Below are 21,295 nucleotides of genomic sequence, written 5' to 3' on the forward strand. Positions count from 1 at the left end.
CCTTGTAGTAAGAGGCATGGACATTGAGGTGTCGCTTGAACAGGCTTCTTCTGTTTAGAGGTTGGTCAAGCGAAATTAGGGTGGTAACGCGAGAACAGGTTCTCGTCCCTTTGGGGATGAGGCCTTTTTTTATTTTTACAGAACATTTACCAAAAAGGGCGAGTTCAAAAAGCTCGAAAAAGGCGAAAGGAAGATCTGCATGAATAGAGTAGACGTCAAGGAAAAGGCGCGGGCAAGAGAACTGCGCATCTTGAACAAATGGAATGAAGAGAATACGTTTAAGAGATCAATTGAGCAGCGTGCTGGCAAGCCGAACTATGTATTTTATGAAGGCCCCCCAACCGCAAACGGCGCTCCCCATATCGGTCACGTGCTTGGACGGGTGATCAAGGATTTTGTCGGTCGTTATCAGACGATGAAGGGTTATCACGTTGTTCGGAAAGCGGGCTGGGATACGCACGGGCTTCCGGTCGAACTTGGTGTGGAGAAGCAGCTTGGCATCTCCGGCAAGCAGGAAATCGAGAATTACGGCGTAGAGGCCTTTATCAAGAAGTGTAAAGCGAGTGTATTTGAGTATGAGCATAAATGGCGTGAGCTGACTGAAGCGATTGCGTATTGGACCGATCTGGATCATCCTTACATTACGCTAGAGAATAACTACATCGAGAGCGTATGGAACATTTTGGCGACGATTCATGATAAAGGCCTTCTGTACCGCGGTCACCGTGTAAGTCCGTACTGCCCTTGCTGTCAGACGACGCTGAGCTCCCACGAAGTGGCACAGGGTTATGAGGATGTTAAAGACCTGAGTGCAACGGCGAAGTTCAAGCTGCATGACAGCGGAGAGTATGTACTGGCTTGGACAACAACGCCTTGGACGCTTCCATCCCACGTGGCGCTTGCCGTTAATCCGGATATGGAATACGCTCGCGTCCAGCAGGAGGACGGCATCTATATCGTGGCTAAAAATCTGGTAGAGGACGTTATGAAAGGCGACTTTACCGTTCTGTCAACGCTGAAAGGTTCCGAGTTGGTCGGCAAGACATACGACCCTCCGTTCCCTTATGTTAAAGCGGAGAAGGCGAATATCATCGTTGGCGCATCCTTTGTTACCGATGCAAGCGGTACGGGGATTGTACACATGGCTCCAGCGCATGGTGAGGATGACTACCGTGTATGCCGTGAGAATGGCATCAGCTTCGTGAGCGTTGTTAACGGTCAAGGCCGTTATACCGATGAAGTGACGGATTTTGCCGGACGTTTCGTGAAGGATTGCGATCTGGATATTGTGAAGGCATTGTCTGAAAAAGGACTCCTGTACAGCAAAGAGAAGTACGAGCACAGCTATCCATTCTGCTGGCGCTGTAAATCCCCGCTGCTCTACTATGCGATGGAGAGCTGGTTTATCGAAACCACAGCGGTTAAGGATCAACTGATTGCGATCAACAATGAAGTGACCTGGTATCCGAGCCACGTGCGCGAAGGCCGCTTCGGTAAGTTCCTGGATGATCTGGTAGATTGGAATATCAGCCGGAACCGTTATTGGGGTACGCCGCTTAACGTATGGGTCTGCGATTTTTGTGAAGGACAGTTTGCGCCGCACAGTATTGCAGAGCTTCGTGCCAACGCAGTAGGCGAGGTAGCGGAGGATCTGGAGCTGCACAAGCCTTATGTGGATGAAGTGAAAGTGAAATGTCCGCATTGTGAAGGTGGCGTGATGGAACGGACATCGGAAGTCATCGACGTGTGGTTTGACAGCGGATCAATGCCATTTGCACAGTACCATTATCCATTCGAGGACAAGGAGAAATTTGAACAGCAGTATCCTGCCGATATGATCTGCGAAGGGATCGATCAGACGCGCGGATGGTTCTACAGTCTACTGGCCGTATCGACGCTCTTCACAGGTAAAGCGCCTTATAAAGCAGTCATGGCTACAGGGCATATTCTTGATGAGAACGGACAGAAGATGTCCAAATCCAAAGGCAATGCTATCGATCCTTGGGAGATCATAGAGGAATACGGCACGGATGCATTCCGTTGGGCACTTCTGGCTGATAGTGCGCCTTGGAACAGCAAACGCTTCTCCAAAGGTATTGTAGGCGAAGCCAAATCCAAGGTTGTGGATACGCTCGTTAATACTCATGCGTTCCTGACCTTGTATGCCGGCATCGACGGCTATGATCCGAAGGAGCATGAATTCAAGGGATCGGCTCACAAGCTGGACCGCTGGATTCTGTCCCGCCTGAACAGCTTGATTCAAGTGGTTGACAAGGGACTGGCCGTGAATGATTTCCTGAACGCTGCCAAAGCGATCGAAGCTTATGTGGATGAGCTGAGCAACTGGTATATCCGCCGTTCGCGCGATCGTTTCTGGGGCAGCGGCCTTGGGGAAGATAAGCTGGCTGCATACGGAACGCTTACGCATGTGCTGCTCACCCTCTCCAAGCTGATGGCACCATTCACACCGATGCTGTCCGAAGATATTTTCGTGAATTTGGGTGGAGGAGAGAGCGTGCACTTGGCTGACTTCCCTCAAGCAGATGAAGCATTGATCGACAAAGCGCTTGAACAGGACATGGAGACGGCAAGACAGATCGTAGAGCTTGCACGCAACGTCCGCAACGAGACAGGGATCAAGACGCGTCAGCCGTTGTCTGAGCTGATCGTATCCATGGATCGAGAGTTTGATCTTGCTGGGTATGAAGAGATCATCAAGGATGAGATCAACGTCAAAGCAATTGAGGTCGAGACTAGCGACAGTGGTTTCGTTGACTTTACACTGAAAATGAATCTGAAGGTGGCAGGCAAGAAATACGGTAAAAATATCGGATTCTTGCAAGGCTTCCTGAAGGGCATGAGCAGTGACGAAACCCGCAAGGTGGTTCAGACGGGCGGTGTGAACGTGACTTCGCCGGAAGGAGAAGAATTGCAGATCACGTCCGAGGAGCTGCTGGTGGAGAAAAAGGCGAAGGAAGGCTTCGCATCGGCTTCGGGTTATGGGGTCACAGTTGCACTTCACACGGAAATCACGCCTGAGCTGGAGCAAGAAGGCTGGGTTCGGGAAGTGGTACGGGCCGTTCAGGATACACGGAAGAAACTGGATCTCCCGATTGAGAAGCGGGTAAACCTTACTTTTGACATGGATGATGAGCTTAAAGCGGCAATCACGGCATTTGAAGGGGTACTGCGGGAGAATGTCCTCGTTAATGAAGTGCAATTTGGACAAATTCAAGGCATGGAACGAGTTGAGCTTGGCGACAAGACGATTGGCATCCATATAGCCTAAGCATAGATTGAAAGAAGACCGCGGTTCTGAGTATCAGGACCGTGGTCTTTTGTGTTCTACACAAAAATGGCGTCCGTTCGCAGGTTTCCCGCGCGCATGAGTTTTTGCCAATAGATGCATAATAAACAACGATCCTACGAATACTCAGCTGGTTTCAAACACAGAGAGGAGCGCCTCCGCTCAAGTTTGATTCTTGCTGAATTTGATGTTGTACGGGGGGAAAGGAGCGTTATGCATGGCGGATAAACCGGAGGATGAGGCAATCATTGGAGAAAGTAAGTCATTGGGGGAAGAGCGGGAGCATATCAGTGCTATTTACCGGATGACTTCGGACATCGCACATCAGCTGGAGAAAGCACGGATCGCCGAATATGCACAATTGCTGACCCGCCCCTGGAAGCTGATATGGACCAATCTGCTTGCTGGGTTAGCTCGCGGTGTAGGGATTGCGATTGGTTTTACATTTTTTGCAGCGACCATTATCTACTTCCTCCAGGCTCTTGGAGCTTTGAATTTACCTATTATCGGGGATTATATTGCAGATATTGTCCGTATAGTTCAGCGTCAGCTGGAATTATCCTGATTGACTGATAGGGATATGTAGTTGCCGGCAGCTGCTGCAATTTTGGTTATATGCTGCCGGTCAGAGAGTCTTTTATTAGCTGATTAGCTAAAGGATTCGTCATCTGGATCGTTGCCATAGGGATCAAGCAGATAGCTTCCTTCGCCGCGGTTCAGATAATCGATATATTGGGGACTTCTTACAACAAAGACTTCAGAGCCGTCAATATTGGTTGCCACGAAGTTTTCATACACTTCAACAAATCCACCCTGGTCATCGCCGTTCTCGATATCCATCTCATTATAACTGTCTATTTCGTTGCCTTCTGCCAGAGCAGGGGAGTTGGAGTTACCCCAGCTTTCAACGATTTGCCAGGCGTCTTCGCCGTCAAACGCAGCATACTCATGCTCATCCATGCTGGATTTACCAAAAGCGGGAGCAAGCACTTCTTCCTCAACCGGGCGATCACGGGAAACTCGTTCACGAGGCGTGTCCTTCACGCAATACTGTGTATCAGGAAGAACTTCTAATCGCTCATACGGAATCGGCTGGCCGCAGGTAACGCAGATACCGTAACGGTCGTGATGAATGGATTCAAGTGAAAAAATAACGCGCTGAAGCTCTTGATCTACCCTGTCTTGAAGCGCAAGGTCTTTTCCTCTTTCAAACACCTCGGTTCCGACATCGCCGGGATGGTTATCAATGTGGGACAGCTCGCCTGTCATATCTCTTTCGGATTCCCCAAGCCCATGCTGGTCGTTATATACCATGCGCCGTTCAAGCTCAACTTTTCGTTCCATCAGCTTCTGTTGCAAATGATTGAGTTGTTCCTGAGTTAGATGCGACAATGTCAGGCTCCTTTCACGGTCCGAAGTTGACCTCTTGGTTCATATGTATAGAGTGCACTCTTTGTGATTGTTTTACTGACGGAAAATGTTCTCGCCACTGGGCAGGAATGGACGATTTCTGAGCCGCTGTGCTACAATAAGACGAGTTAATGACCGATCAGTGCAGGATCGACTGATTGGAGAAGACAGGAACGGAGTGACATAAACAAGTGGTGTATTATGTGATTGCATTTGTTTTATTTCTTATCGATCAGGGAACCAAGTACTTGATTGCAACGAAGCTCGAACTTTATGAGCAAATTCCGGTCATCGGAGATTTCTTCCTGATTACGTCCAGCCGAAATCGGGGAGCAGCCTTTGGTATTCTGCAGGATCAGTTATGGTTTTTCATTGTTGTGACCTTAATTGTTGTCGGTGGAATCGTATGGTATTTGCAGAAGGTATCGAAGGAAGGCCGAAAACTGTTGCCTGTCGCCCTAGCGCTTGTTCTTGGCGGAGCAGTAGGAAACTTTATTGATCGCCTCCTGACGGGTGAGGTTGTTGACTTCTTGAAGTTTAATTTTGGCAGCTACACCTTTCCCATCTTCAATATCGCCGATTCTTGTATCGTCATCGGTGTGGGATTGATTATATTAGACACGCTTCTGGAGGGAAGACGCGAGAAATTGAGAACAACAAGTGAAGTCTCTGGTTCAGAAGGGAATGAATAAGGTTGTCAGACAGCATAAATAGGGATACAGACCTAGAATGGGTGGATGACGAGGAAGCGGTGCAAGCGGAAACTTACGAGTGGATCGTAGACGCCGGCTCGGCGAAAGCCCGAATTGATAAATACATCACGGAGAACCTTGATGAAGAAGCCTCGCGTTCCCAAGTGCAATTATGGATCGCGGATGGGCATGTGAGCGTAAACGAAGGCCCGGTAAAGTCCAATTATAAAGTTAGTTCGGGTGATCGAATCCTGCTTAAAGTTCCGGAACCTTCGAGAGTCGAGATCATTCCGGAGGATCTGCCGCTGGAAGTTGCATATGAAGATGCCGATGTCATTGTGGTAAACAAGCCGAGAGGGATGGTTGTCCATCCGGCTCCGGGTCACTCATCAGGTACTTTGGTGAATGCATTAATGTATCACTGCAATGACTTGTCGGGAATTAACGGGGAGCTTCGGCCTGGCATTGTTCATCGGATCGATAAAGATACCACGGGATTGATCATGGCAGCGAAGAATGATAAGGCTCATGCTTCTCTTGCTGCACAGCTCAAGGAGCATAGCGTCAATCGGCGTTACTTGGCCCTGGTTCACGGAAACATCAGCCATGATCAGGGAACGATCGATGCACCGATCGGCAGGGATCCGCATGATCGTAAACTGTATACCGTCACGGATCGAAACAGCAAGCGGGCGGTTACTCATTTTACCGTTGTGGAGCGTTTTGGTGATTACAGTCTTCTTGAATTAAAGCTGGAGACGGGACGTACTCATCAAATCCGTGTGCATATGAAGTATATCGGTTATCCTCTCGTAGGGGATCCTGTGTACGGCAAAAGCAAAGGAATCAAATTAAACGGCCAGGCACTTCATGCGGCTGTTTTGGGCTTCGTGCATCCTTCCTCCGGAGAGTATATGGAGTTTTCAGCACCGATGCCTGATGATATGGAGGAACTGCTATCCATTTTAAGGGGCCGCTAACGGCTCCTTTTTTCTTGCTAACTAAACGATGCTATGTTATATTGGTGACAACTTTGTTGAAGGAGGTGAGGTAGGTGAATATCGAGATGGTTAACAACCGTATTAGCCAGCTGCCTATGGCTATGGCTGGCATTGCACATGCATTTTTCCTAAACGGGAGAGGTCTGTCCAATTTTAATGATACGGTTTGTACCATCGCGAGAAGTCACCTGCCTGCCTGAACGAAAATAAGTCTATTTCACTTGGCTTACTATTCTTAAGGGTCCGCGGAGCTTGCTCTGTGGGCTCTTTTTGTGTGCAGTCCGGTTCTTCTCCCTAATATATGCTATTCGAACATCTGATTGTTCGCAGCGTACAGGAGGAAATCTGGAATGAGTATGATCAATGTACAAAATTTAACACAATATCACGGCGCTGAACTGGTTTTGGACCAGATATCGTTTGAAATACAGGAAGGTGAGAAAGTTGGGCTTATCGGAAGGAATGGAAGCGGAAAATCAACGCTGATACGCCTGCTTGCGGGTCTGGATCAGCCCAGTGAAGGGCAGCTCGCTATAAAGAAAGGGACAAAAATCGATATTTAGAGCAGATTCCAAGCCATATGGGTAACTGGACGGTGCTGGATGTACTGGCACAAGGATTGAGTCACTTGAAGGACTACCGGGTAGAAATGACGGAGCTCGAGCAAAAAATGAGTGACCCAGGCGTCGCTGCGAATGCAGGTCTGCTCGATCGAGTGCTGCGAAAATACTCAATGCTTCAGGAACGGTTTGAAGCTGAGGGCGGTTATGAGCTGGAGGCAAGCATAGACAAGATTGCTTCCGGACTGCAAATATCCAAGAGCGAGTACGGACTCGCATTCGGCTCGTTATCTGGTGGAGAACAGACTCGAGTTATGCTGGCTTCGCAGTTGATCGTAAAGCCGGATTTGCTCCTGCTTGATGAACCGACCAATCATTTGGACTTGAAGCGTACCGAATGGCTGGAAGAATTTTTGCATGATTATGCGGGAACCTGCATCATAATTTCTCATGACCGCTATTTCCTGGATCGGGTGGTGTCCAAAACGATTGAGCTTGAAGATGGCGAAGCTTTCACTGTGCATGGCGGTTATACCGCATTCATGAAAGAGAAGGAGGAGCGTTTGCTGCAGCAGTTTGCCGACTATCAGGAGCAGCAGAAAGTAATCAAGAAGATGAAGGAATCGATTAAGCAGCTTGAGGAATTCGGACGAATTGGCGGCAATGAGAAGTTCTTCAAGCGTGCGGCTTCCATGAGGCGGGCGCTGGAGCGGATGGAGCGGGTCAAGAGACCTGTCATGGAACGAAGAGGGGCAGAATTTGATCTGGATCCTTATGATCGTTCCGGTCGCCGCGTGGTATCCTTTGAACAAGTTGAGGTTTCTTTCGGAAATCAGGCAGTTCTGAGAGGAGCTTCTGGTCTAGTTGAATTCGGAGAAAAAATTGCGCTTATGGGCTCCAACGGCGGCGGGAAAACAACGCTGTTCAAAGTATTGTTGGGTGAGCTTTCACCAGCCTCCGGCTCGCTTGAATGGGGTGCGCGCGTCGACGTCGGTTACTTGGCTCAGCAGGAGGAACCGGGCAATCCGCAGGAAACGGTGCTTCAATATTTTCGGGAGAAGGCTGGAGTGGAAGAGGGAGAAGCCCGAGGGATCTTGGCAAGGTATCTATTCTATGGGGCGGCTGTCTATAGATCGGTAGGGCAGTTGTCCGGTGGAGAATGGACACGATTGAGACTTGCACTGCTTATCCACCAGAAGCCAAACCTGCTGCTTCTGGATGAACCGACAAACCATCTGGATATACCCTCCCGCGAATCACTGGAGCATGCGCTGCAGGGCTACTCGGGAACTGTCCTCGCAATCTCGCATGATCGCTATTTTGTGAATCAAGTATCAGGCAAAGTGTGGGATTTGCACCAAGGTAAGCTGCAGGTTTATCACGGGAATTATGACGATTTCCGGGATAAGAAAGCTCAGTTAGAGGCGTCGTTGCAATCTATGGGCCTGGAGGGCGGGGCCGTTCTCTTGCAGAAGGCGACGGAGCAGCTAAGAACAAAAGACAAACCTGTCCAACCTGGTAACCGGACTAACAGAAACCAGACTTCTACTGACAGCGTCAAGTGGTTGGAAGAGGAGATTGCCCGTTTAGAGAACCGGATCCATCAGCTTGACTTATGGCTTGAGTCCGAAGGCGAAAGACATCAGGATACGGATATCTCGCTGCTTGAGCAGCGCTGGAATGAACGGGAGTCGCTCTTCGCTTCGCGTGACAAGCTTCTTGAAGAATGGATGGAGCAGTCTTAAGAAAAGTACAAATCATTGAATATATAATACATGGTTCCTTCCGCCATTTTACTGCATATTTAGGTTAAACATGCAAGCTGGGGCAGGAGATGAATACAAACCATGAGTATAGACATTCACCAGAAATCGTACATTCAACAGAACTTTGCAAATCGGATTGGCGGTGCTGATTACGGCAAAGATACAGCCATTTACAAATTTGAAAAGATCAAAAGGGCAAAGGCAGCTGCAAAGCTGGAACATCCTCATATGGAGCTGATCGATATGGGGGTTGGCGAGCCGGATGAGATGGCCGATGCACGAATCGTGGCTAAACTTGCCCAGGAAGCAGCAAAGCGAGAGAATCGCGGTTATGCCGATAATGGAATAGCTGAGTTCAAGCAAGCGGCTGCTCGTTATCTAAAAAATGTGTTTGGAGTTGTGGGACTTGATGAAGCAGAGGTGCTGCACTCTATCGGTACCAAGCCGGCACTCGCGATGCTGCCGACCTGCTTCATTAACCCTGGTGACGTAACTATTATGACGGTTCCCGGTTATCCAGTGCTTGGGACGCATACCAAATATCTAGGGGGAGAGGTCTTCACGGTAGAGTTAAAAAAGGAAAATGCGTTCCTGCCGGATCTCAGTTCCATCCCTGATGACATAGCGCGCCGTGCCAAACTGCTCTACCTGAACTATCCGAACAACCCGACGGGAGCCAGCGCAACGGCCGAGTTCTTCGCGGAGGTTGTAGACTGGGCACGCAGGCATAGCGTGGTTGTTGTTCATGATGCCCCATATGCCGCGCTTACTTACGATGGATTGAAGCCGCTCAGCTTTCTATCCGTCCCTGGAGCTAAGGATGTCGGCGTGGAGCTTCATTCTCTATCCAAATCTTACAATATGACGGGATGGCGCATAGGTTTCATCGCTGGAAACCCACTTGTAGTCAAAGCGTTTGGCGACGTGAAGGACAACAACGATTCGGGGCAATTCATAGCCATTCAAAAAGCGGCAGCATATGGTCTGGATCATCCGCAGATAACCGAGAAGATCGCAGAGAAATACTCCCGTCGCCACAATATGCTGGTGGAGGTTTTGAATGAGCTTGGCTTTACGGCCGAGAAACCCAAAGGGTCATTCTTCCTGTATGTTGAGGCACCTACAGGTATTAGAGATGGACGCCGGTTTGCATCAGGCGAAGATTTCTCCCAATTTCTGATCCGGGAGAAAATGATTTCGACGGTTCCCTGGGATGACGCAGGACACTTTGTTCGTTTCTCCGTTACGTTTATCGCTGATGGTGAGGATGAGGAGAAACGCGTGATATCCGAAATTCGCCGCAGGCTTAGCGATATTGAATTCGAATTCTAATAGCAAGAGATGGCATAAACCCTGCTAAGCATTGATTATTCGACACGATCACAGTTGACATCTTCTACGGTGTCTGTCATAATGAGATCAATTGAATAGCACCTTTAAATCAGTCCCGTGAGGCTGGCAAGGTAACGTGAACCGAGGTTCATTAACAGGAGGCACTAGCTCTATCTGCGGATAGATGCTGCGCTTCCCACACTAACTCTATGAGACCAACTCCTTGTCCAGCCGGGCAAGGAGTTTTTTGTGTGTAATGAACTCACGGATTGACTGGAACAATGAAGAGGGCTAATTAAACGTTATTAAGGAGGGCTTATTGGATGAGCAATGAACAGCATGTGATTATGGACGAGACGGCCATCCGCCGCGCACTTACGAGGATTGCCCACGAAATATTGGAAAAAAATAAAGGGATTGAGGATTGCGTACTGGTTGGCATCCGCACCCGCGGCGTGTTTTTGGCTCAGAGAATTGCTGAGCGGATGAATGAAATCGAGGGTACTCCGATTCCTTGGGGTGAGATTGACGTGACTTCTTACCGGGATGATAGGGACAGCAGTGAAGTCTCTGCAGAAAGGGTAAAGGGAGCAAAGCTCAGTCTCGAACACCTGAACATCCATGATAAGAAGGTCATTTTGTTCGATGACGTACTGTATACCGGAAGAACGATCCGGGCAGCCATGGATGCTTTAATGGATTGCGGAAGACCTCGAATGATACAGCTTGCGGTATTGGCAGACCGTGGACATCGTGAACTGCCGATTCGGCCGGATTATATTGGTAAGAATGTTCCTACTTCGAAACATGAGGAAATTACAGTAGCGCTAACAGAAATTGACGGCAAGGACGAAGTGACGATTAGCTCAAGAGAGGATCGATAATCATGACAACGGCCATTTCATTGAAACAACGCAGCCTCTTAGGATTGAAGGATATTAGCAGAGATGAGATTGGAGCGATTCTGGATCGGGCGGCTCATTGGGAAGCACAGTCTGAGAAAGTAGTTCCGGTACTTAAATCGAAATTTGCAGTGAATATGTTCTTCGAGAACAGCACCAGGACAAGATTTTCGTTTGAAATGGCCGAAAAAAGACTAGGAGCCGAGGTCATGAACTTTGCGGCGGCAGCATCCAGCGTTGAGAAGGGAGAGTCGATTTATGACACCGTGAAGACACTGGAATCCATGGGAGTGGATGCGGGTGTCATCCGGCTGAAGCCAGCCGGTGTGCTTCAGGAGCTGGCGAAGCGGATCTCGATTCCTCTGATCAACGCAGGAGACGGCAATAATGAACATCCTACACAGGCGCTGCTTGATCTCTATACGATGAAGAAAAAATTCAGCGAGCTTAAAGGACTAACGGTATCAATCATTGGAGACGTCAAGCATAGTCGTGTTGCTCGATCAGACTTGTGGGCACTGCAGAAGTTCGGGGCTCATGTGCAGTTCTGCGCACCGGAAACGATGCAGTCGCCGGAGTTAGCACAGTATGCATCCTATGTGTCCATGGAGAAGGCGTTGAAGGCAGATGTAGTGATGATGCTGAGGGTTCAGCTGGAACGTCATAATGAGGGTGTATTCAAGTCCAGCGCGGAGTATCGGCAGCAATATGGTTTGACGGAAGAAAGGGCGGCCAAACTGCCAGAGCACACGATGATTATGCACCCGGCACCGGTGAACCGAAACGTTGAGATCGACGATGCCGTCGTGGAAAGTCCTAAATCGGTGATATTCAAGCAGATGGCGAACGGAGTGCCAATTCGCATGGCGGTTATGGAGCGAGCGATGGGCTAAAGATGCTGGATGACGTGAATGTCAGGACAGATGAATAAATTATTAATATTTATACACAAATATGAATTTTTATTATACAATATACAAAGAAGCGGAAGCGGTGCTTCTTTTCGCGGAGGGGACCAAGATGCAAATGCAAGTGATAAAGAACGCCAAAGTGATCAATGAACAAGGACAGCTCGAAGATAAACATATCGTCATAGCAGATGGATTGATTCAATCGGTTGCAAGTGATGTTGCAGCCCTGCCGGAACTGGGCGATAACGTTAAGATAATCGATGCAGAGGGCAAACTGGTCACTCCGGGATTCATCGATATGCATGTGCACTTGAGAGAGCCGGGCTACGAGCATAAGGAAACGATCGAAAGCGGCAGCCGTTCGGCAGTCAAAGGCGGCTTTACAACCATCGCCTGTATGCCGAACACCAGACCGGTGACCGATTCGCCGGAAACCGTGAAGCTGGTGCTGGATAAGGCCAGCGAAGCATCTCTGGCCAAGGTTCTGCCTTACGCAGCCATTACCAAAAATGAGCTCGGCCGCGAGCTGACAGATTTTGAGGCACTCAAGGCTGCAGGCGCGATCGGGTTTACGGATGACGGCGTTGGTGTGCAGAATGCACAGATGATGAAAGATGCCATGAAGAAAGCCAAGGCGCTCGGCATGCCGGTCATTGCTCACTGTGAGGATGACTCGCTGGTGAAAGGAGCTTGCGTAACGGAAGGCAAGTTCGCACAGAAACATGGCTTGAAGGGAATACCCAATGAATCGGAAGCAATTCATGTCGGTCGGGACATTTTGCTTACAGAGGCAACCGGCGTACATTACCACGTGTGCCATGTGAGCACAGAGCAGTCCGTCCGCTTGATCCGCCAGGCCAAGGCGATTGGCATCTCGGTAACTGCTGAGGTGTGCCCGCATCATCTGGTTCTCTCTGACGAGGATATTCCCGGCCTGGATGCCAACTGGAAGATGAATCCGCCACTGCGCACCCCGCGTGATGTAGAGGCATGTATAGAAGGACTGCTCGATGGCACGCTGGACATGATCGTAACCGATCATGCACCCCATAGCGCTGAAGAAAAGGCAAAAGGCATGGAGCTTGCCCCATTTGGTATCGTGGGATTCGAAACAGCGTTCCCGCTGCTCTATACCAAGTTTGTTGCCACAGGCAAATGGGATCTCGCCCTGCTCGTGAAACGAATGACAAACGATCCGGCAAGAGTATTCGGTCTTGCAACGGGTGTGCTGGAAGCGGGTAAGCCAGCGGACCTGACCATGATTGATCTCGAAGCAGAGAAAGAAGTGAATCCGGAAGAGTTCGCGACTAAAGGCCGCAACACGCCATTCACAGGCTGGAAGCTGAAGGGCTGGCCTGTGATGACTTGGGTGGACGGCGAAGTGAAATGGTCCGAGCAGGATGGATTTTAAGTAACACTTAGGCAAAAGACTTATAAAATAAATTACACATAGATGACAGGAGTGATCGGGATGCAGGCAAGATTGTTACTGGAGGACGGGACGCTGTTTACCGGAAAATCTTTTGGCGCAGAAGCTGAAATGACCGGAGAGGTTGTATTTAATACAGGGATTACAGGATATCAAGAGGTTCTTAGCGACCCGTCTTACTGTGGACAGATCGTGACGATGACGTACCCATTGATTGGCAATTACGGCATTACGCGAGATGATTTTGAATCGATGCGGCCATTCGTCCACGGATTTGTCGTTCGCCGACATGAGCCTGTTCCTAGCAATTGGCGTGCCGAATATAGTGTCGACAGTTTATTGAAGGAATATGGCATTCCAGGAATCAGCGAGATTGATACACGGATGTTGACCCGGATCATCCGTCACTACGGTACGATGAAGGGCATTCTGACCACTTCCAACAAGCCGGTGGAAGAACTTAAGGAAATGCTCGGCGATACGACGATCGCCGAACTCCGCAACCAGGTGGCAAAAACATCAACACCGCAAATGTTCTCAAGCCCAGGCTCCAAGGAGCGAATTGTTCTGGTTGACTTCGGTGCAAAAAGCGGCATTCTGCGGGAACTGACATCTCGCGGCTGTGATGTTGTGGTCGTTCCGCATGATACGACGGCAGAGGAAATCCGCAGGCTTCATCCGGACGGAATTCAGTTGTCCAATGGTCCTGGGGACCCGAAAGATGTTCCATATGCTGTCGACATGATAAAAGAAATCATGGGTGAGTATCCGATCTTTGGCATCTGTCTCGGTCATCAACTGTTTGCACTGGCTGCCGGTGCTGATACCGAGAAGCTGAAGTTTGGCCATCGCGGTGGTAATCATCCAGTAAAAGAGCTTGCCAGCGGCCGCTGTTATATCACTTCCCAGAATCATAGTTTTGCAGTTAGAGAAGATTCTATCAAGAACACAGATTTGGAAGTTACGCATATCAACAATAACGACAAGACAATCGAAGGTTTGAAGCATTCGAAATATCCGGCCTTCTCCGTGCAATATCACCCAGAAGCTGCACCTGGCCCGCTCGACAGCAGCTACTTGTTTGATCAATTTCTCGATATGATCAGAAACCATAAACAGAATGAAGTTCGGAAACCGCGCCAGGCGGTTCTGGCCGCAGCCGTGAAAGGAGCTCATTAATATGCCTAAGAATGAAACTTTAAAAAAGATACTTGTCATCGGCTCCGGTCCGATCGTTATCGGTCAAGCAGCGGAATTTGACTATGCAGGAACACAAGCTTGCCAAGCGCTGAAAGAAGAAGGCATCGAGGTCGTGCTAATCAACAGTAACCCGGCAACGATCATGACAGATACCAACATGGCGGATAGAGTATATATCGAGCCGATTACGCTCGACTTTGTAACACAGATCATTCGTCAAGAACGTCCGGACGGACTGCTTCCTACGCTTGGTGGCCAAACAGGTCTGAACATGGCCGTTGAGCTTGCACGGGCGGGGATTTTGGAGCAGGAGAACGTTAAACTGCTCGGAACGCAGTTAGAGTCGATTGAGAAAGCGGAAGACCGCGACTTGTTCCGTGAGCTTATGAGAGAACTTGAGCAGCCTGTGCCGGAGAGTACCATCGTAACGACATTGGAAGAGGCACTTGATTTCGCAAACGAGATTGGCTATCCGCTGATCGTTCGTCCGGCCTATACGCTTGGTGGCACCGGCGGTGGTATCTGCGCAACCGAAGAGGAACTGCGCGAAACCGTCAGTTCCGGCCTTCGTTACAGCCCGATCACCCAGTGTCTAGTTGAGAAAAGCATCGCAGGCATGAAAGAAGTCGAGTACGAAGTGATGCGAGACGCGAATGATAACTGCATCGTGGTATGTAACATGGAGAACTTCGACCCGGTCGGCGTTCATACCGGCGACAGTATCGTTGTGGCCCCAAGCCAGACGCTGTCTGATCGCGAATATCAAATGCTCAGATCCGCATCGCTCAAAATCATCCGCGCTCTGAATATCGAAGGCGGTTGTAACGTGCAATTCGCGCTGGATCCGGACAGCTACCAATATTATGTTATCGAGGTTAACCCTCGGGTCAGCCGTTCTTCTGCCCTGGCTTCCAAGGCAACAGGTTATCCAATCGCGAAGATGGCAGCAAAAATCGCAATGGGTTACACGCTGGATGAGATTGTTAACCCGGTTACGGGCCAGACTTATGCATGCTTTGAGCCTACACTGGATTACATCGTCAGCAAAATTCCGCGTTGGCCATTCGACAAGTTCATTCACGCGAATCGGAAGCTGGGTACCCAGATGAAGGCAACGGGCGAAGTGATGGCGATTGGCCGCACGTTTGAGGAATCGATCCATAAAGCGGTTCGCTCCCTGGAGATCGGCGTACACCGCCTGTACTTGAAAGGTGCTAACGAGCTGAGTGATGAAGTGCTCCAGCAGCGTCTGATCAAGGCCGATGATGAGCGGATCTTCCTGATTGCCGAAGCATTCCGCCGGGGATATGAACTACAGCAGATTCAAGATCTCACCAAGATTGACTGGTGGTTCCTTGATAAGATCGAGCGCCTGATCCAATACGAAGATCATATTCGCAGCGAAGCGTCACTGACTTACGAAACGCTGTATGAAGCGAAGCGCCTTGGCTTTACGGATCGCGCCATTGCTGAACTGCGCACGGAAGGTAAGGCCAGCACGCACACAACTGAGGAGTCGATCAAATTCCTGCGACTCGAGCATGGTTTGCGTCCGGTTTACAAAATGGTGGACACTTGTGCTGCGGAGTTTGAAGCAACGACACCGTATTACTACTCGACTTACGAAACAGAGAATGAAGTTATCGAATCCGCCAAGGAGAAGGTCGTTGTGCTGGGTTCCGGACCGATCCGGATCGGTCAAGGGATTGAGTTCGATTACTCTACGGTACACGCTGTATGGGCGATCCAGAAGGCGGGATACGAAGCCGTTATCATTAACAACAACCCGGAGACCGTCTCCACTGACTTTAATACGTCAGATCGTCTCTACTTCGAGCCGCTGTTCCTGGAAGATGTCATGAACGTCATCGAGCAGGAAAAACCAATTGGCGTTATCGTACAGTTTGGCGGACAGACAGCAATTAACCTCGCTGAGCCGCTCAGCAAAGCAGGCGTGAAGATTCTGGGTACCAGCCTGGAAAGCATTGACGAAGCCGAAGATCGTAAGAAGTTCGAAGCCCTGCTGTCCAGACTGCAGATTGCCCAGCCAAAAGGAAAAACCGTAACATCGGTCGATGATGCGGTGGAAACAGCACAATCACTGGGATACCCGGTATTGGTAAGACCTTCGTATGTACTTGGCGGACGTGCAATGGAAATCGTATACTCCGACAGTGAACTGCTGAGCTATATGGAAGAAGCGGTTAAGATCAACCCGGATCATCCGGTTCTGATTGACCGTTACATGATGGGTGAAGAAGTGGAAGTAGACGCAATCTGTGATGGCGAAACCGTCCTGATTCCAGGGATTATGGAACATGTCGAACGCGCCGGGGTTCACTCCGGGGACTCGATCGCGGTATATCCGCCTCAGTATTTGTCCCAGGATTTGAAAGACAAGATCGTCGAAATTACGATCAAGATTGCCAAAGAGCTGAATACGCGCGGACTTGTCAACATCCAGTTCGTTATTTATAAAAATGAAGTGTACGTGATCGAGGTGAATCCGCGTTCTTCCCGGACGGTTCCATTCTTGAGCAAGGTGACCGGCATTCCGATGGCGAACCTGGCAACCCAGGCTATTATGGGAGGCAAGCTGAAGGATCTGGGCTACGAGGAAGGCATGTGGCCGGAAAGCGAGCATGTATCGGTTAAAGTGCCGGTGTTCTCCTTCGCTAAGCTTCGCCGCGTTGAGCCGACGCTTGGACCGGAAATGAAATCCACCGGTGAAGTTATGGGTCGTGACGTGAAGTATGCCAAAGCGTTGTACAAAGGTCTGATCGGTGCAGGCATGAAGATTCCTTCAACAGGCGCGATCATTGCCACGATTGCTGACAAGGACAAGGCTGAAGCTGCTGCACTGCTGAAAGGCTTCCACAAGCTTGGATATAAAATCATTGCAACAGGAGGCACGGCAGCAGCGCTGAAGGAAGCGGGCCTTGACGTAACGACCATCAACAAGCTGTCCGAAGGAACACCGAATATTCTGGATATGATCCGGACAGGTGAAGCGAACTTCGTCTTTAACACATTGACCAAGGGCAAAACCCCGCAGCGTGACGGATTCCGAATCCGCCGTGAAGCGGTAGAGAATGGTGTAGTATGTATGACCTCGCTCGATACGGTTCGTGAGCTTCTCACCATGCTGGAGACCATCAACTTCTCCTCTGAAGCGATGCCGGTTTAATCGAGAAGGAGGGATATAGATGAACGCCAGCTACAATGAAATGGCGGGCCGCCTGATGGTGGCCCTGGATTACCCGGATGCAGAGCATGCAAAGGCTTTGGTACAGAAGCTGGAGGGCATCCCTTGTTATATGAAGGTCGGCATGCAGCTGTTCTATGCTGCAGGTCCTGACTTTGTAAAAGAATTAAAATCAAAAGGCTACTCCGTGTTCCTGGATGTGAAGATGCATGATATTCCAAACACGGTAAAAGGCGGCTCGCACAGCGTAACGCGGCTCGGTGTGGACATGTTCAATGTCCATGCCAGCGGCGGCGTGCTGATGATGCAGGCGGCAAAAGCCGGGGCGGAGGCCGCAGTGGCGGACACCCCGGGTCTTGCCATGCCTACAATCATAGCTGTAACACAGTTGACCAGTACGAGTCAGGATGTCATGAATCACGAAATCGGTATTCCGGGTTTGGTAGAGGATACGGTCGTACGGTACGCAAAGCTTGCCCAGCAAGCCGGACTGCATGGTGTTGTCGCTTCGTCGCTTGAAGTGGAGGCCATTTCCCATGCCTGCGGAAGTTCGTTTCAAACCGTAATACCAGGCATCCGCCCGGCTGGCGCGGAAATCGGCGACCAGTCCCGGGTCCTTACCCCTGGAGAAGCGATTCGCAAGGGCAGTCATTATCTGGTCGTCGGTCGTCCGATTACGGCGTCATCTGATCCGAGACAAGCGGCTGAACAAATTATAGAGGAGATGGTTCAAGCATGAGTACACTCGCGAATATTCCACAACAGATCGCATCCCATTTGCTGAAGATTGAGGCGGTATCCCTTCGGCCTCACCAGCCGTTTACATGGACTTCGGGTATCAAATCCCCGATCTACTGTGATAATCGCCTGACCATGTCCTATCCCGAAATTCGCGATTACATTGCTGAATCGTTTGCTGCCGTTATTCGGGAGCAATATCCAGAGGCAGAAGCAATTGCTGGTACGGCCACCGCTGGGATTCCGCATGCGGCTTTTGTATCTCAGAAAATGAACCTGCCGATGTCATATATTAGAGACAAAGCAAAGGGTCACGGCAAGGAGAACCTGATCGAGGGTTTGATTAAACCCGGACAGAAGGTGGTCGTCATTGAGGACCTGATCTCCACGGGCGGCAGCTCTTTAAAGGCCGCACAGGCAGTAAAGGATGCAGGTGCAGAGCCGCTGGCCGTTCTGGCTATTTTCAGCTATCAGCTGGATAAAGCGGTACAAGCTTTCGCCGAGGCCGGGATTCAGCTGCAGAGCTTGTCCAATTACAGTGCACTCATTGAGGTAGCATTATCTGAGAATCGGATTCAGGAAGAGGATGTAGAGCTCCTTCAATCCTGGAGAGCAAATCCTGCATCATTTGGTGTATAAATAAGCTTCGTTTTCAAGAATTGGCCGCCGTCTCTGGCATTATCCAGAGCGGCGCCTTTTTTTGTTTAGCCGATAGAACCAAGCATCTCATAAACCACACAATCCATTCTAGAAAATGACATTTTTCGCTCCTTGTTTTATTATCGTCTGATTTGGGTATATCTTCCTATAAATTTAGGGCCAGGACTTGGTAGAGGGGAAGAAGACGTTTCACCTATAATGGTAATGATACCTGCGAATTGGAAATAGACAGAAGAAAACGTAAGGAGGAGAGACCTTTTGGATCGTGCATCGAGGATCAAACTGACCGGCAAACAATTTTTTGTGTTAACCGGCATTGTTCGTGCGAGGGCTGTTATTGGATTGGAGGATCCTTTTCGCGGAACATTGGCTGAGGAGATGCCAGGTGAAATTGCCAAGGTGGAACAAGAGTTGTCCGAACAGGGCTTGATCGATACAAGCAGCAGTGAGCCTGTTCTTCTTCAGAAATTACTCGAATACATAGAAGTATGCAGCAGGACACTGCTGACGATTCATATAACAGTATCTGGCTTCGAAGACCAACAGAGGGAATGCTTCATCTATTATAGCTCAAGTCTGGTTGTCAAAGCGGAAATTGAAAGCGGCCCAGACGGTACTAGAGCCTATGTGCTGCAAGAACTGGGAACTCCTTCGCAAGCTTGGCTGAAGATTATGAGCTACTTGCAGCTAGAGGATAGGAAAAACCGGGATACAGGGAAATTGACACTGCCTAAAGGCTGGTTTCAACAATGGATTCATGCCGGACAGGGGGATGAGGAGCCTCAGAAACATCTGCTCGCTCAAGGTTATTCGAGATCAGTTGTTTCTTCCCTGGTTGACAGCGTCAGCCATCCGGAGCGATATGCTGCATTTACAGCGTATTATTGTCCGGATCTTGACTGCAGAGTTCAGGGAATCGAACTGTTGAGGGGCAAAGATGCCAACTGGCTGATTCGCAGCGAAGGTGACCAAGACGAGATATGGGGTACCACGTTGACGGAAATCATTCGGGAGCTTGGCGCCGTCATTGAACGAGTCAAGTAGGAAATTCTTGATCTCCCTGCGGGACATTTTCCCGATTAATAACATGGAGGATAGTTACTTATGACCAGAATACGTGTGGTGCCCGAAATGCTGAACCAGCAAGGAACAGCGGTATCTGAAATTGCACGGGAAGTTCAGCAGCTTCAAGAGCGGATGCAGCAGCGCATTCAGAGCATGGCTTGGGAATCGCGTCATCGTGTGCAGGTCGAGCAGCGTCTCGCCCAATGCCGGGTCGCTTGCCAGTCCGTGGTAAGCCGTTTGGAACAAAACCGCGGCCAGCTTGTGAAGAAGGCGGGGGATTTCTCCGAAACAGATCAATCTCTTGGGAACCAGTTGTCATTCGGTAAGCAATCAGTTGCCCAGGTTAGCCCACATCTGCTGCTTCAGGCGAGTCTGGCACAGAACGGGAATAAAAAGACAGATCCACCCGTGACAGCGGCGGGCGTCGAGTTCAATGCTCTTGCACCATTTGGCGGGTCTGCGGATCAATGGATGAACAATCCTCTGGCCTCGGCTGGAGTATTGTTCGGAACAGCAACCGCATCGGGTACCATGTACAAATACTGGGATATGTACCGGAACGGTTTTGGCGTGTGGCTTGAGAAGGACAAGCGCGGCAACATGCGCGCTAACGTCACCAACGGTATGCTGGCCAATATCCGAAAGAAATCCTATGCCGAATATAACTGGAGAAGTCATCCGAGGATTCCTAAATATGTTCTGCCCGGTGCGGCCGTAAAGGATTCGCTTAGCTGGAAGGGTGGCAAGCTCGGTTATGCAGGCATTGCCTTGCAGACGGTAGGTAATCTGGTAACCAATATCAATGAGAACAAGAGCGGGGCTAAAATCGCAGGAGATGCTGTCGTCGATGTGGGGGTTGGAGTAGGTACGGTGGTTGCATCAGCAGCTGCTGGAGCGAAAGCCGGCGCGCTTATTGGGACGGCTGTAGGCGGCCCAATCGGTACTCTTGCAGGTGCAGCCATCGGTTTCGGTGTGTCGGTAGGGGCTTCCTATGTGATGGATGGGATCAAGTTCGCGGATTTTGACGGGGATGGTAAGAAGGATACCGTCACCGAAGGGTTGAAAATGGGGGCTCAGAAGATAGGCTCTACGATAGCAGGCTGGTTTAAATAAGGGG

General features: G+C 49.9%; 16 protein-coding genes, 1 pseudogene and 1 other annotated feature (1 of these 18 only partly in view). Of the genes and pseudogenes, 16 read left to right on the forward strand and 1 reads right to left on the reverse strand.

Annotation, left to right across the window (positions count from 1 at the left end):
- Positions 1-113: a binding site (T-box leader), on the forward strand (it extends 170 nt beyond the left edge of the window).
- Between the two features lie 86 nt (positions 114-199).
- Positions 200-3,289: an isoleucine--tRNA ligase gene (ileS, locus tag AM231_RS04275; protein ID WP_054401455.1), complete on the forward strand. Its 3,090-nt coding sequence runs from the start codon at positions 200-202 to the stop codon at positions 3,287-3,289.
- A gap of 235 nt (positions 3,290-3,524) precedes the next feature.
- Positions 3,525-3,872, forward strand: a complete 348-nt coding sequence (locus tag AM231_RS04280) for a DUF5665 domain-containing protein (protein ID WP_054401456.1) — start codon at positions 3,525-3,527, stop codon at positions 3,870-3,872.
- Between the two features lie 83 nt (positions 3,873-3,955).
- Here AM231_RS04280 and AM231_RS04285 read toward each other — a convergent pair whose 3' ends face one another.
- The gene (locus AM231_RS04285; RefSeq protein WP_053489076.1) at positions 3,956-4,699 is read right to left on the reverse strand and encodes a TraR/DksA C4-type zinc finger protein; all 744 of its coding nucleotides are present in this window, start codon (positions 4,697-4,699) and stop codon (positions 3,956-3,958) included.
- 209 nt (positions 4,700-4,908) lie between these two features.
- On the opposite strand from AM231_RS04285, the gene lspA reads away from it, so the two are divergent.
- The 14 genes and pseudogenes from lspA (at position 4,909) to AM231_RS04350 (ending at position 21,291) form a co-directional block, all read left to right on the forward strand.
- Positions 4,909-5,409 carry a signal peptidase II gene (gene lspA, locus AM231_RS04290; protein WP_053489075.1) on the forward strand — a complete coding sequence of 167 codons (501 nt, stop codon included), beginning with the start codon at positions 4,909-4,911 and terminating at the stop codon, positions 5,407-5,409.
- A 41-nt stretch (positions 5,410-5,450) separates the two neighbouring features.
- Positions 5,451-6,389: an RluA family pseudouridine synthase gene (locus AM231_RS04295; RefSeq protein WP_242615185.1), complete on the forward strand. Its 939-nt coding sequence runs from the start codon at positions 5,451-5,453 to the stop codon at positions 6,387-6,389.
- A gap of 74 nt (positions 6,390-6,463) precedes the next feature.
- Positions 6,464-6,610 (forward strand): hypothetical protein, encoded by a 147-nt coding sequence (locus AM231_RS28960; RefSeq protein ID WP_165593371.1) that lies wholly within the window; start codon positions 6,464-6,466, stop codon positions 6,608-6,610.
- 150 nt (positions 6,611-6,760) lie between these two features.
- A pseudogene (gene abc-f, locus AM231_RS04300) lies at positions 6,761-8,715 on the forward strand (ribosomal protection-like ABC-F family protein).
- Between the two features lie 102 nt (positions 8,716-8,817).
- Positions 8,818-10,068 carry an LL-diaminopimelate aminotransferase gene (locus tag AM231_RS04305; RefSeq protein ID WP_054401457.1) on the forward strand — a complete coding sequence of 417 codons (1,251 nt, stop codon included), beginning with the start codon at positions 8,818-8,820 and terminating at the stop codon, positions 10,066-10,068.
- A gap of 323 nt (positions 10,069-10,391) precedes the next feature.
- Positions 10,392-10,952, forward strand: coding sequence for a bifunctional pyr operon transcriptional regulator/uracil phosphoribosyltransferase PyrR (gene pyrR / locus AM231_RS04310; protein WP_054401458.1), 561 nt, complete (start codon positions 10,392-10,394; stop codon positions 10,950-10,952).
- Positions 10,952-11,863, forward strand: coding sequence for an aspartate carbamoyltransferase catalytic subunit (locus AM231_RS04315; RefSeq protein WP_207383597.1), 912 nt, complete (start codon positions 10,952-10,954; stop codon positions 11,861-11,863). The genes pyrR and AM231_RS04315 overlap by 1 nt, the downstream gene beginning before the upstream one ends.
- Positions 11,864-11,990: 127 nt before the next feature.
- Positions 11,991-13,292 carry a dihydroorotase gene (locus AM231_RS04320; protein ID WP_053489070.1) on the forward strand — a complete coding sequence of 434 codons (1,302 nt, stop codon included), beginning with the start codon at positions 11,991-11,993 and terminating at the stop codon, positions 13,290-13,292.
- Between the two features lie 60 nt (positions 13,293-13,352).
- The gene (carA, locus tag AM231_RS04325) at positions 13,353-14,489 is read left to right on the forward strand and encodes a glutamine-hydrolyzing carbamoyl-phosphate synthase small subunit (RefSeq protein ID WP_054401460.1); all 1,137 of its coding nucleotides are present in this window, start codon (positions 13,353-13,355) and stop codon (positions 14,487-14,489) included.
- A gap of 1 nt (position 14,490) precedes the next feature.
- Positions 14,491-17,697 (forward strand): carbamoyl-phosphate synthase large subunit, encoded by a 3,207-nt coding sequence (carB, locus tag AM231_RS04330; protein ID WP_054401461.1) that lies wholly within the window; start codon positions 14,491-14,493, stop codon positions 17,695-17,697.
- Between the two features lie 19 nt (positions 17,698-17,716).
- On the forward strand, positions 17,717-18,454 hold the full coding sequence (gene pyrF / locus AM231_RS04335; RefSeq protein WP_054401462.1) for an orotidine-5'-phosphate decarboxylase: 738 nt from the start codon (positions 17,717-17,719) through the stop codon (positions 18,452-18,454).
- Positions 18,451-19,092 (forward strand): orotate phosphoribosyltransferase, encoded by a 642-nt coding sequence (pyrE, locus tag AM231_RS04340; protein WP_054401463.1) that lies wholly within the window; start codon positions 18,451-18,453, stop codon positions 19,090-19,092. The genes pyrF and pyrE overlap by 4 nt, the downstream gene beginning before the upstream one ends.
- A gap of 279 nt (positions 19,093-19,371) precedes the next feature.
- Complete coding sequence (locus AM231_RS04345; RefSeq protein ID WP_054401464.1) at positions 19,372-20,157, forward strand: hypothetical protein; 786 nt, start codon at positions 19,372-19,374, stop codon at positions 20,155-20,157.
- A 60-nt stretch (positions 20,158-20,217) separates the two neighbouring features.
- A complete protein-coding gene (locus tag AM231_RS04350) occupies positions 20,218-21,291 on the forward strand; it encodes a WXG100 family type VII secretion target (protein WP_054401465.1) in 1,074 nt (357 codons plus the stop codon).
- The last annotated feature ends 4 nt before the right edge of the window (positions 21,292-21,295 follow it).

This window comes from Paenibacillus solani, from assembly GCF_001277345.1.
Taxonomy (GTDB): domain Bacteria; phylum Bacillota; class Bacilli; order Paenibacillales; family Paenibacillaceae; genus Paenibacillus_AQ; species Paenibacillus_AQ solani.